Raw genomic sequence first — 12,181 nt, 5'->3', positions numbered from 1 at the left:
TCCACCCCCTACCGGGGTATGACATGCGGCTTGGCTCCCCGGTGCGACGTCGGTCGCGGTACCTCGTTCCTACCTTCCTCCTCGTCACGAGGCTCGCCACGAGGAAGGGAGAAGGGGCATGCGCCGCTTGGGGAGGACGCTGGGGACGGCCGCGCTGGCGGTGGCCGTCGTCGCGGGGACCGCGGGATGGGCCGCCGGGGAGGGCCAGGCGGCGGTCACCGGGCCCCCGCCGGGCGCCGCCGCCTGGCGGGCGGACTCGGTGTACGGCGGGGCGCTGCCCGACCCGGCGGGCGCGACCCCGGCCGAGGTGGCCCGGTTCTTCGCCGGGCTGGACGATGCCGCGCGGCAGGCGCTCGTACGCTCGCACCCGCTGGTGGTGGGGAACCTGGACGGGGCGCCCCTCGCCCTGCGGTACGAGGCCAACCGGATCGCCGTGGCGGCCACGGGCGAGGCCCGGTACGCCTCCCTCGCGGCGCCGGGCCGCCAGGTCCTCGCCTTCGATCCGCGGGGCCGGGGGCAGGTCGCCGAGGTGTTCGGGGACCTGGAGCGGGCGCGGCACGTCTCGGTGATCGTGCCCGGTTCGGACAACGACGCCGCGTCGCACGACAAGGCGCGTACGCCGTACACCGGTCCGGCGGGGATGGCCCGGGCCCTGCGCGAGGTCGCGCGGGACGTGGCCGTGATCGCGTGGACCGGGTACACCACCCCGGTCGGTGTCGGGTGGGACGTGGCCGGCGGCCGCCTGGCCGAGGCGGGGGCGGCCCGGCTGGTCCGGTTCACCGCGGGGCTGGACGCGGTCGGCGCGCCCGACCCGGTGCTGTTCTGCCACAGCTACGGCTCGGTGGTCTGCGGGCTCGCCGCCCGGAACACCGACGCCACCGACGTCGTCGCCTTCGGCTCCCCCGGCATGCGCGCCGGCACCGCCGCCGCCCTGGGCACCCGGGCCCGCGTGTGGGCGGCCCGCGGACCTTCCGACTGGATCGCCGACGTGCCGAACGTCCGGTTCGCCGGGCTCGGCCACGGCGCCGACCCCACCTCCCCGGCCTTCGGCGCCCGCCGCGTGCCCGCCTCCGACGTGCGGGGCCACACCGGCTACTTCACGCCCGGCACCCAGACCCTGGCGGCCTTCGCCGCGATCGCGAAGGGAGAGGTCCGATGAGCCTCCTCACCGACTTGAAGCGGGGCGCCGAGCGGATCGACCGGCAGACTCCGGCCCATCGCGACCGGGCCGTCGACGGGCTGCGCGCCCTGGCGCTGCTGGCCGTGCCGACCGGCCACTGGCTGCTCGGCGGCTTCACCCTCGACACGGACGGCGGCCTGCACAACGCCAGCCCCCTGTCGGCGTTCGGCGCTCTCGCCCCGGCGAGCTGGGTGCTCCAGATGCTGGGCATCTTCTTCCTGGTCGGCGGGTACGCGTCGGCGCTGTCCTTCAGCCGCCGCCAGGGGTCGACGGGTGCCTGGCTGAAGGGCCGGATCGTCCGGCTGGGGCGGCCCGTGCTCGGCGTGACCGCCGTGTGGGCGCTCGCCGCGCCGCTGCTGTACACGGCCGGGGTGCCGGAGGCGACGCTGCGGACCGGGGCGACGCTGGTGATCCAGCCGCTGTGGTTCGTCGGGGTGTACGTGGTGATCACCGCGCTGACCCCGTACTGCGTGCGGGCCGCGCACCGGCTCGGCGGCTGGGCGGCGGCCCCGCTGCTCGGTTCGGTGGCCGTGGTGGACTTCCTGCGCTACGGGCCGCTGTCCGGTTCCGTACCGTCCTGGTTGTCGCTGCTGAACATCCTGCCGGGCTGGCTGTTCGCGTACCAGCTCGGGGTCTCGTGGGGCGAGCGGCGGATCGGGCGGCGCGGGGCCTGGCTGCTGCTGGTCGGCGGGACGCTGCTGTTCGCCGCGCTGCTGGTGGTGTTCCACTACCCGGCGTCGATGGTGGGCGTACCGGGCGAGGCGCGCACCAACTCGCACCCGCCGTCGCTGCTGGTACTGGCTCTGGCCGCGGCCCAGTCGGGGGCGGCGATCCTGCTGCGCGACCGGCTGGCGGCGCTGCTGGCGCGGCCCGCCGTGTGGGCTCCGGTGGTCGTGGTCAACCTGTGCGCGATGACGATCCTGTGCTGGCACCAGACGGCCATGCTGGCGGCGGCGGTTCCCGGTTCCTTCCTGGGCGGGCCGGCCGGGCTCGCCGGGCTGACCACGGCCCCGGACAGCCTGGGGTGGATCGCGGCGCGGGTGGCGTGGATGCCGGTGTTCGCGGTGCTGCTGGTGGTCATCGCCCGGTACGCGCGCCGGTTCGAGGAGCCGCCGCGGGCCGTGCGCGGGGGCCGGGCGGTGCGGCGGACCGTGGCGGGGCTGCTGGCGGCCGGGTTCACGGTGTTCGCCCTGGGCCTGGCGTAGGCGTCGGCCACGCGAGAGCGCCGCTCCCCGGGGGGAGCGGCGCTCTCGTCATCTCGTACGCGCGTACGTCAGGCGATCGAGGCGGCGACGATGGCGGCCACGGCCAGGTTGCAGGAGGCCGTGACCCAGACCGCCGGGTGGGGATCCGGGTCGACGACGATGGCGCCGAGCTTGCCGGGGGTGACCAGGTCCAGCACCAGGAAGGCCACTCCCATCAGGACCAGGCCGAGCACGCCGAAGGCCGCCGTCGACAGCAGGCCCTTGCCGAAGTCGTCGTAGGTGGTCCAGATCGAGGTGAAGACGATTCCGCCGATGCCCAGGAGCGCGGAGCTGAGCATGATGGACGCGTTGCGGTTGCGCTCTTCCCAGATCTGCTTGGGCAGCTTCCCGGGCGTCAGCACGTCGACGAGGACGATGCCGAGGATCAGCAGGACCAGGCCGAGGGCACCGAAGGCACTGGTGCGGCCAAGTCCGTTGACGATGTCGCTCATTGAGAAGCCTGTCTCCGCGGGGGTGGGATAAGTATGTGCCGTGCGTGGGCTGGCCGAATGTATCGCACGGCCCTACGGCAGACCATGGGGAGGTCGACAATTGGTAAAGGTCAGGGCTGCGCGGGCGGACGAGGCCGAGGCCCTGACGGGGCTGGTGATGCGGTCCAAGGCGTACTGGGGGTACGACGCCGGCTTCCTCGCCGCGTGCTCCGGGGAGCTGCGGATCCGCGCCGAGGACGTGACCGCCCGCAGGGTCGTGGTGGCCGAGGACGAGGGCGGGGCCGTGCTCGGAGTCGCCTCCCTGGAGGGCGCTCCCCCGCACGCCGTGCTCGGTCTGCTCTTCGTCGAACCGGCCGCGATCGGGCGGGGCGTGGGGCGTCTGCTGTACCGGGACGTCCTGCGGCGGGCGGTGGCTCTGGGGGTGCGCGGGCTGGCGATCGACTCCGATCCGCACGCGGCCGGGTTCTACCGGGCCATGGGCGCACGTGCCGGGGAGGTCCGTCCGGGCGCCGGCGCCGACCCGACCGCCCTCGTGCCCTTCGAGGTGACCCCCGTCCCGCTCGCCGACTGGGCGCGGGAGTGGACCGGCGGCGGCCGGTCCGTGCACCTGGGAAACGTCGCGGAGTTCAACGCGCAGTTCGCCGACGCCACCCTGGACGCGGAGCAGCGGCCCGCCCACCACTACGCGTCCCTGGCCGCCTTCTACGGCCCCGACCCGGCCGTGCTGGTGCTGCCGCGGGCCGTGCCGCGGGGCTGGACCGAGCTGGTGGGCCGCCAGTTGGGCTGGTCGGACGTGGAGGTGTACGACGGGCTGGTGGAGCGGGGTCCGGGACTCCTGGACGCCGTACGGCGGCGGCCCGCGCTCGCCGCCCGGCTGACGGGGTTCGGGCTGCCGCTCGTACCGTGGGGGCTGACCCGCCCCTTCGCGGAGCTGACGGGCCGGCCGTGGCGGCCCGGGGAGTTGCGGTACGAGTCGAAGTCCGCGGCGCACGCGATGTTCGGCCGGATCCTGGCGGATGGCGGCCATCCCGGGATCGTGCTCCCCGCGCAGTGGCGGGCCGCGACCCGCCGGGCGGCGACCCGGCTGCTGTCCGCCCGGGCCAAGGCGGGCGAGAGCACCGTTCTGAAGTCGGAGCACGGTGTCGGTGGTTCGGGTACGACGGTGGTCACGCCGGAGCGCCTGCGGGCGGCCGGCGGGGCCCGCGCCCTGTTGCGGCGGCTGCCGCGCGGACCGCTGCTGGTGGAGGAGTACGTCGAGGACCCGGCGTCGCGGGACGGCGGCCCGCGCGACCTCACGTACGACGGCTTCGTGGGCCCCGACGGCCGCGTCCACGAGGTCGGCGGGGCCGTGATGGAGGTGCGGGACGGCTGCTACGCGGGCGCCACCGTCGGGCCCGGGGTGGTGCCCGAGTGGGCGGAGAAGCCGCTGACCGCCTTCGGTGCGGCGGTGGGCCGGGAGCTGGCGGCCGGCGGCTACCGGGGCTGGTTCGACGTGGACTTCGTGGCGGCCGAGGGGCGGCGGCTCGCGCCGACCGAGACGAACCTGCGGCTCACCGGGCCGTCCGTCGCCTTCGTGGTCGCGGCCCGGCTCGACGCGCTGCGGGGCGCGGGGCACCTCGTACGGATCGTCGACCGGGTGGAGCTGGGCGCCCGACTGCCCGAGGCGCAGTTGGACGAGCTGTGCACGGATCTGGCACGGGAGTGCGCACGGTTCGGGACGGTGTTCGTCCCCGCGATCCCGACGGGGGCGTTCGAACCGTCGCCCTGGCTGGGTGTGCTGGTGGCCGCGCACAGCAGGGAGGCCCTGGACTCGGCGGAAGCGCGGGTGCGGGCCGCGGCGCGGGCGGTGGACGCCCTGTTCGGCCCGCCGACCGCGTTCCAGGGCCTGATCCAAAAGACAGGCCCCAGGTCGGTCTAGGCGTCGTCCTCCGGGTCGAAGTGGAAGGGGTCGTCCGGCTTCCTGGTGAGGAACACGGCCACGATGAGGCCCGCGATCATCAGCGGAACGTTGAAGAGGTAGACGAGGAGGGCCTGTTGCGGCCAGTCGTGCTTGGCCGCCAGCCGGTAGAGGTTGTCCTGCGGCCACCAGGCCAGGAGCAGGTAGCTCGCGGCGAGATGGGCGGCCCTGGTGCGCCGCCGGCCAAGTTTGCGGTGCTTCATCCTGCGGTGCCCGTTGATCAGGAACAGCACGCCGGCGCCGAACGCGAGCACCTCGCACACGTAGAGGAGGAAGAAGAGGGTCGCCCAGGGGTTGGGCACCGCGCCGAGGTCCGTCGAGCCGGGCCACAGCACGTTCGTGAGCAGCATGGCGACGAAGCCCAGCACCACCGCCATGCATCCGAAGGCGCAGCCGCCCGGACCTTCGGCGGCCTGCGCCACGCCGCCGAACTTGTTGGGCCGGGCCACCGTCTCGGGAACGTGCCGTGCCGGCAGCGGCAGGGCCGTCCGCTCCTCCTGGCCGGCCCTGCCGCGTGGCAGGGCGCGCAGCTTGATGACGCTGCGCGGGGTCTCCGCGTCGAGGACCACTCCCGCGAGGTGGTCGCGCACTCCTCCGACGTCCGGCAGTGCGGCGGCCGCGTCCCAGGCGATCCGGTCACCGGGCGGCGGGGCGAGGTACGCGACGAGCCGCCGGGCCCCGGTGCCGTCCTCGACCGCGGTGACGGCCGCCCGGCCGACACCGGGGTGGCTTCGGATCGCGGCCTCGACGGGATACGGGTCGAGGGTGCCGCCCGGCACGGCGATCCGGTCCCGGATCCGGCCGCGGAACTCCAGCAGGCCGTCGGGTCGGAGCAGCCCGAGGTCTCCCGTGGGGATCGCGTCGCCGCCACCGGGCGGCGTGAGCCGTATCTGCCCGTCCCGGACGTGGACGTCCCAGCCGGGGAAGGGGACGCCGAGCAGCGAGAGGCCGTACGGTTCGTCGACCGGGCCGCGCAGCTGCGGAAGTTCGAAGTGGGTGCCGATGCCGGCCGTCTCCGCCGTGCCGTAGACGGCCAGCACCCGTACGCCCGGCCGCAGCCGCGACTGGAGGGCGTCCAGCTCGTCGAGGAAGAGCCGGTCCCCGGTGAGGGCGAGCAGGCGCAGGGCCGCGAAGTCCGGCCCGAGCGTGCCCCGGCTCCGCGGAATCCCGGGGGCGGGCTTCGCCCCGCGCACGAGGAGCCGTTCGGCGCCGGCCGGGTCGGTGTGCAGGACGGAGACGCGTTCGCCGTCGATCGCCGTCCGCAAGTCCTCCGGCTTCCAGGGGGAGATGACGGGGAGGACCAGGGTGCCGCCGGAGCACAGGGCTCGGGTCCAGCCCGCGGCGAAGTCGGTGAGGGCCGCTCCGGCCGTGATCAGGTGTCGGTCCTCGGGGGTCGGCCGGGCCACTTCGGCCCACCCCTCGTACGCGGCGAGCAACGTCGTGTGGCCGGCGGGTACGGCCCGGGGCTCCGCTCCGGCGGTGAACAGGACCGCGGCGGACCCGGTGGACGCCGCGACCCCGGGCGGCTCGGCGGGCTGTCGCGCGACGGCGGCGGTCCGCTCCTCCAGGCGGATCACCCGCAGGCCGCTCCCGCCGTCGAGGACCGCTTCCTGGGCGGCCCGGGTGAGCAGCGCGAAGGGCTCGACGGCGGTGAGCTGGAGCCGTCCGGTGCGCGGTGTGTCGACGTCGACGACGGTGTACGCGCCGCCCGCCTTGAGGACGGCGAGGAGGGCGATGAGGAGTTCGGCCTGGCGGGTGGTCCCGATCGCGACGAGGCCGCCGGGCGGCAGGCCGGAGGCGAGCAGGTGGTGCGCCAGCCGGTTGGCGTCCGTGTCGAGCTGCTCGTAGGTGAAGCTCTCGTGGCCGGCGACGACGGCGAGCCCGTCGGGGGTTTCGCGGGCCCACTGCTCGAAGCGGTGCAGGACGGTGTCGGTGGTGCTCTTGCCGAAGCGGACTGACTCGGATCCCTGCGTCATGGACCGATGATGCCACCGGGCGCCGACAGCGGGCGGGAGTCGCCGATTTCCGTGGTGGGGGCGCCGGTTGGGCGCCCCCACCGAGGGACCTCGCGTCAGTTGGTGGCGCCGTACCAGGTGCCGTCACGCCCGCCCATGCCCGTCTTGACCATCGAGTTGTAGCCACCGCTGCAGTCGCTGCTGCTGTAGAGGTAGAGGTCCGGGTTGAACTTCCACCACCAGCCGCTGAACGGGGTCTCCCAGCCGGGTGTGGCCCAGCAGCCGGTGACGCGCCTTCCGTCCTGGTTGACCCCGACGACGAGCACGGAGTTGGCGACGTGCTGGTTGTCGAAGAACTCGATCTGCCGATTGAGCTTGTCGAGCGTGGTGTTGCCGGGGCGCCCGATCGCCTGCCAGTCGTTGCTGGAGGTCACGGGGATGTTCACGGACCACGAATAGCTGGCGTTCTCGGCGTTGTTGTTGTTGCAGCTGGTGGAATAGTCGTACCAGTAGACCGTCATGTTGTCCCGCCACCACCAGCCGGAGATCCAGGTCTGGTAGCCCGAGACGGAGAAGCACCGCCGGACGGGGTTGCCGTCCTGGTCGTTGCCCCGGACCAGGAAGCTCTTCGCGGTCCCGCCGTTGTCGAGGACCATGATCTGCTGGCCCCGGCTGCCGGCGTGGGCACTGCCCGCGGTGGCCAGGCCGAGGGTCAGGGCGAGGCCCACGGATCCGACGACGGCTGCGATTTTGTGGCGCACGGTACTCACGGTTCCCCCGAAGATGGTGCGGCGGGAGCGGCGGTGTCCCGTTCCCGGTGGCTGATCTGCCGCGGGAATGATCGCGGGAGGGTGCTTCTTCAGTCAACTGGCTTGTTTTCACTGGCATGTTGGGAATCCGTTGACCTCAAGCTTGCTTGAGGTATTAGCGTTCGGGCCATGGACATGGAAGTCACCGCCTGGACCTCGCTCCACAGCGCGATCAACGCCCAGCAGGACCGGCGCCCGCTCTCCCGGGCGAGCCTGCGCCGCGTCGCCGCCTTCGCCCGCCCGCACCGCCGCGGGCTCACCTTCTTCCTCATGCTGAGCGTGGTCACCGCCCTGCTCGCGGTGGCCACTCCGGTGCTCGCCAGCCGGGTCGTCGACGCGATCGTCGCCGGGCGGGACAGCGGCACGGTCGTCCGCCTCGCCCTGCTCATCGCGCTGATCGCCGTCGTCGAGGCGGGGCTGGGCCTGCTGACCCGCAGACTGTCCGCGACGCTCGGCGAGGGGCTGATCCTGGACCTGCGGACGGCGGTCTTCGACCACGTGCAGCGGATGCCGGTCGCCTTCTTCACCCGCACCCGGACCGGCGCCCTGGTCAGCCGGCTCAACAACGACGTGATCGGCGCCCAACGGGCCTTCAGCAACACCCTGTCGGGGGTCGTCGCCAACACCGTGACCCTGCTGCTCACGCTGGTCGTGATGCTGAGCATCTCCTGGCAGATCACCCTGCTCGCACTGGTGCTGCTGCCCGTGTTCGTCCTGCCGGCCCGCCGGATGGGCGCGCGGATGGCGGCGATGCAGAGGGAGGCCTCCGCGCTGAACGCCGCGATGGGCACCCAGATGACGGAACGCTTCTCCGCTCCCGGCGCGACGCTCGTCAAGCTCTTCGGGCGGCCCGCCGACGAATCCGCCGAGTTCGCGACGCGGGCGGCTCGGGTGCGCGACATCGGCATCCGTACGGCGATGGCCCAGTCGGCCTTCATCACGGCCCTCACCCTGGTCTCCGCCCTGGCCCTCGCGCTCGTCTACGGCCTCGGCGGGTTCTACGCCCTGCGCGGGACCCTGGACGCGGGCTCCGTCGTCGCCCTCGCCCTTCTCCTGACGCGGCTGTACGCCCCGCTCACCGCGCTCGCCGGAGCCCGCGTCGAGGTGATGAGCGCCATGGTGAGCTTCGAGCGGGTCTTCGAGATCCTCGACCTGAAGCCGCTGATCGCCGAGAAGCCGGAGGCCCGGCGGGTGCCGGACGGGCCGGTGACGGTGGAGTTCGACGCGGTCTCCTTCGGCTACCCCTCCGCCGACAAGGTCTCGCTCGCCTCACTGGAGTCGGTCGCCGCCCTCGACACCCGCGGCGGGACGCAGGTGCTGCACGAGGTGTCGTTCCGCGCCGAACCCGGCCGGATGATCGCTCTGGTGGGCTCCTCGGGCGCCGGCAAGTCGACCATCGCGCAGCTGCTGCCGCGCCTGTACGACGCGGACGCGGGCGCGGTCCGCCTCGGCGGGATCGACGTACGGGACCTGACGGCCGAGTCCATCCGCGAGACCCTCGGCATGGTCACCCAGGACGGACACCTCTTCCACGAGTCCGTACGGGCGAACCTGCTGCTGGCCAGGCCCGACGCCACCGAGGAGGAGATCTGGGAGGCATTGCGGCGTTCCCGCCTGGACGGGCTCGTCGCCTCGCTGCCGGACGGGCTCGACACGGTCGTCGGAGAGCGCGGCTACCGACTGTCGGGCGGGGAACGGCAGCGGCTGACCATCGCGCGGCTGCTGCTGGCCCGTCAGCGGGTGGTGGTCCTCGACGAGGCCACGGCCCATCTGGACTCCACCTCGGAGGCGGCGGTGCAGGAGGCCCTGGGCGAGGCCCTCGCCGGCCGGACCGCGGTGGTGATCGCGCACCGGCTGTCGACCGTACAGGCGGCGGACCTGATCCTGGTCGTCGAGGACGGCCGGATCGTGGAACGGGGCACGCACACCGAGTTGCTGGCGGCGCGGGGACGGTACGAGGAGCTGTACCGAACCCAGTTCGCGGCGGCGGACACGGCTCCGGGCGACGGCGTGCCGGTCCCGGGCGACGGAGTGCCCGCTCCGGGAGACGGAGTGCCCGCTCCGGGCGGCGCCGTCACGGCCCCTGGCGCATGATGCCGGCATGGACATCAAGCTGGAGCTCGTCGCCGTGCCCGTCACCGATGTGGACCGGGCCAAGGCCTTCTACGAGCGGATCGGCTTCAACGCCGACCACGACGTGACGGTGAGCGAGGACATCCGGTTCGTGCAGCTGACCCCGCCGGGGTCGGCCTGCTCGATCGCGATCGGCAAGGGGCTCACCCGGATGGCCCCGGGATCGCTGGACAACATGCAGGTCGTCGTCACCGACATCGAGGAGGCGTACGAGGACCTGCGCGGCCGGGGCGTCGAGGTCACCGAGATCCAGGACATGCCCTGGGGGTCCTTCGTCTACTTCTCCGACCCCGACGGCAACGGCTGGGCGGTCCAGCAGACCACGCCCCGCGAGGCGGCCGGGCCCTCCGCGTGATCCGCGCGGGGCCGGCCGCCGGGGCGCGCCTGGCGGCCGTCAGGCCTCCGCGGAGACCACGTCGTGGTCGTGGTGGTGGTCGAGCTCCCAGGCGTGGTGCTTGAACTCGTGCCGGAAGTCGGCGTGGTCCTCCCACTGGCGGGCGATCCCGCGCAGGACGTCCCAGTTGTGCTCCACCGACTGGTCGATGACGCGGCGCATGGCCGGTTCCGCCGACTCGCGCTTCTCCAGCAGGCCCTTGATCGCCGAGGCCTCCAGGACGGCGTTGCGCAGCGCCCGCAGCGCGCGGCCGGTGTCGTCCATGGAGAAGCCGTACTCGCTCCCCGTCTCCGCGTCGAACAGCGGGGTGAGCCGCGCTTCGATGAATGCGGTGATCCGCTCGAAGTGCTGCACATCCATCAGGGGCTCCCTCTCCTGCCGGGCCGCATTTCGGCCCGGCGTCTGCCTCGTTCACTCGCTTCGGCTGTCCGGCGCCATTATGCCGGGCTCCGACTCACGTCTACTTTGATCATCATCCGCCAGGGGAGGAATGAACACAGTGGACGAGAGCTCGACATTGACGGAGCGCTTCGAGGAGCACCGCTCTCATCTCAGAGCGGTGGCCTACCGGATGCTCGGTTCGCTCACCGAGGCCGATGACGCCGTTCAGGAGGCGTGGCTACGCCTGGACCGCTCCGACACCGGCGAGGTCGAGAACCTCGGCGGCTGGCTGACCACGGTCGTGTCGCGGGTGTGCCTGAACATGCTGCGCAGCCGCCGGACCCGGCGCGAGGACTCCATCGACGCCTACCCCACCGACCCCGCCGCCGGCCGTGAGGACGCGATCGACCCCGAGCAGGAGGCGGTCATGGCCGACTCCGTCGGACTGGCCCTGCTGGTCGTGCTCGACAAGCTGGCACCGGCCGAGCGCCTCACGTTCGTCCTGCACGACATGTTCTCCGTCTCCTTCGACGAGATCGCCGAGATGATCGAGAAGACCCCGGCCGCGACCCGGCAGCTCGCCAGTCGCGCCCGGCGCCGCGTCAAGGGCGTACCGCTGGTCCCCGACGCCGATCTGGCCCGCCGGCGCGTCGTCGTGGACGCCTTCCTCGCAGCCACCCGCGGCGGGAACTTCGACGCGTTGGTCGCCCTGCTGCACCCCGGTGTGGTGCTCACCGCCGACACGGCGGCCGGCCCCTTCCCCAAGCCGATCGTCGTCCGTGGTGCCGTCCCCGTGGCCACGGGTGCGATGGCCGCCATGCAGCGCGCCCTGGCCACGCAGACCGCGCTGGTCGACGGCACGGTCGGCCTGGCGATGGCGCCGTACGGACGCCTGTTCCTCGTACTCCGCTTCACCGTCGAGGACGGACTGATCAGCGCGATCGACGTCGTCGCCGAGCCGGAGCGCCTCGACGGGATCGAGATCGCGGTCCTCGACGTCTGACGGTCGGGCCGCACGACGCCGGTACGGGTGACCGTGCCGGCGCCGTGTAGCCGGCCCCGCCGGCGGGAAATGCGGTTGAGTGGTGGGCACGGAACGGGGTCGACGAGGACAGCGAGGTGGACGTGGGCACCCAGCGCGTCATTGTGGTGATGGGCGTGGCCGGCACGGGCAAGACGACCGTGGGCCAACTGCTCGCGGAGGCCCTGGGCATTCCGTACGCGGAGGGCGACGCCTTCCACCCCGCGGCCAACGTGGCCAAGATGTCGGCCGGCGTCCCGCTGGACGACGCCGACCGGTGGCCGTGGCTGGACGCCATCGGCGAGTGGATCCGCAACAGCGCGGGGCGCAGCGGAGGGGTGGTGGCGGCCTCGTCGCTCAAGCGCGTCTACCGGGACCGGCTGCGCGCTGCGGCGCCCGGGGCCGTGTTCGTCCACCTCACCGGTGACCGCCCGCTGATCGAGAAGCGGATGTCGGCCCGCCGGGGGCACTTCATGCCCACCACGTTGCTGGACTCCCAGTTCGCCGCCCTGGAGCCGCTCGGGTCGGACGAACTCGGCGTCGCCGTCGACGTGTCCGGGTCCCCGGAGGACGTCACCGAGAGGGCGCTGGCCGCGCTGCGCCGGCTCCGCGCCACGGAGGGCTGAGCGCCAGGGCCGGCCCTCGTGCCGCCGCC

Annotated in this window: 11 protein-coding genes; 7 read left to right on the top strand and 4 right to left on the bottom strand. The window is 73.3% G+C overall.

Annotation, left to right across the window (positions count from 1 at the left end):
• Positions 1-118 precede the first annotated feature (118 nt).
• Together ACFYYJ_RS05760 and ACFYYJ_RS05755 are read left to right on the top strand one after the other, a co-directional pair.
• Entirely contained in the window at positions 119-1,159 is a 1,041-nt protein-coding gene (locus ACFYYJ_RS05760; protein WP_389128834.1) for an alpha/beta hydrolase, read from the top strand.
• On the top strand, positions 1,156-2,385 hold the full coding sequence (locus ACFYYJ_RS05755) for an acyltransferase (RefSeq protein WP_389128832.1): 1,230 nt from the start codon (positions 1,156-1,158) through the stop codon (positions 2,383-2,385). Before ACFYYJ_RS05760 ends, ACFYYJ_RS05755 begins: the two co-directional genes overlap by 4 nt.
• 68 nt (positions 2,386-2,453) lie before the next feature.
• On the opposite strand, the gene ACFYYJ_RS05750 is transcribed toward ACFYYJ_RS05755, so the two are convergent.
• Positions 2,454-2,876 (bottom strand): DUF350 domain-containing protein, encoded by a 423-nt coding sequence (locus ACFYYJ_RS05750; protein WP_385132578.1) that lies wholly within the window; start codon positions 2,874-2,876, stop codon positions 2,454-2,456.
• A 100-nt stretch (positions 2,877-2,976) separates the two neighbouring features.
• Between ACFYYJ_RS05750 and ACFYYJ_RS05745 the strand changes: the two genes are divergently transcribed.
• Complete coding sequence (locus tag ACFYYJ_RS05745; RefSeq protein ID WP_389128829.1) at positions 2,977-4,794, top strand: GNAT family N-acetyltransferase; 1,818 nt, start codon at positions 2,977-2,979, stop codon at positions 4,792-4,794.
• On the opposite strand, the gene ACFYYJ_RS05740 is transcribed toward ACFYYJ_RS05745, so the two are convergent.
• Positions 4,791-6,809, bottom strand: a complete 2,019-nt coding sequence (locus ACFYYJ_RS05740) for an AMP-binding protein (protein ID WP_389128827.1) — start codon at positions 6,807-6,809, stop codon at positions 4,791-4,793. The genes ACFYYJ_RS05745 and ACFYYJ_RS05740 overlap by 4 nt on opposite strands.
• A 95-nt stretch (positions 6,810-6,904) precedes the next feature.
• Positions 6,905-7,549 carry a hypothetical protein gene (locus tag ACFYYJ_RS05735; protein WP_385123866.1) on the bottom strand — a complete coding sequence of 215 codons (645 nt, stop codon included), beginning with the start codon at positions 7,547-7,549 and terminating at the stop codon, positions 6,905-6,907.
• Between the two features lie 177 nt (positions 7,550-7,726).
• On the opposite strand from ACFYYJ_RS05735, the gene ACFYYJ_RS05730 reads away from it, so the two are divergent.
• Positions 7,727-9,691 (top strand): ABC transporter ATP-binding protein, encoded by a 1,965-nt coding sequence (locus ACFYYJ_RS05730; RefSeq protein ID WP_389128824.1) that lies wholly within the window; start codon positions 7,727-7,729, stop codon positions 9,689-9,691.
• Positions 9,692-9,698: 7 nt separating this feature from the next.
• Positions 9,699-10,085 (top strand): VOC family protein, encoded by a 387-nt coding sequence (locus ACFYYJ_RS05725; RefSeq protein ID WP_385123860.1) that lies wholly within the window; start codon positions 9,699-9,701, stop codon positions 10,083-10,085.
• Positions 10,086-10,124: 39 nt separating this feature from the next.
• Here the strand turns inward: ACFYYJ_RS05725 and ACFYYJ_RS05720 are convergent, their stop codons facing one another.
• Positions 10,125-10,484 carry a hypothetical protein gene (locus ACFYYJ_RS05720; RefSeq protein WP_384579077.1) on the bottom strand — a complete coding sequence of 120 codons (360 nt, stop codon included), beginning with the start codon at positions 10,482-10,484 and terminating at the stop codon, positions 10,125-10,127.
• 130 nt (positions 10,485-10,614) lie between these two features.
• Between ACFYYJ_RS05720 and ACFYYJ_RS05715 the strand changes: the two genes are divergently transcribed.
• Both ACFYYJ_RS05715 and ACFYYJ_RS05710 read left to right on the top strand, forming a co-directional pair.
• Complete coding sequence (locus tag ACFYYJ_RS05715; protein ID WP_385123854.1) at positions 10,615-11,508, top strand: sigma-70 family RNA polymerase sigma factor; 894 nt, start codon at positions 10,615-10,617, stop codon at positions 11,506-11,508.
• Positions 11,509-11,657: 149 nt separating this feature from the next.
• Positions 11,658-12,152, top strand: coding sequence for a gluconokinase (locus ACFYYJ_RS05710; RefSeq protein ID WP_385123880.1), 495 nt, complete (start codon positions 11,658-11,660; stop codon positions 12,150-12,152).
• The last annotated feature ends 29 nt before the right edge of the window (positions 12,153-12,181 follow it).

The organism is Streptomyces sp. NPDC002467 (genome assembly GCF_042889825.1).
In the GTDB taxonomy this organism is placed as follows: domain Bacteria; phylum Actinomycetota; class Actinomycetes; order Streptomycetales; family Streptomycetaceae; genus Streptomyces.
Note: the sequence above shows the minus strand (reverse complement) of the source record. Positions and strands in the feature narration are given on the sequence as shown.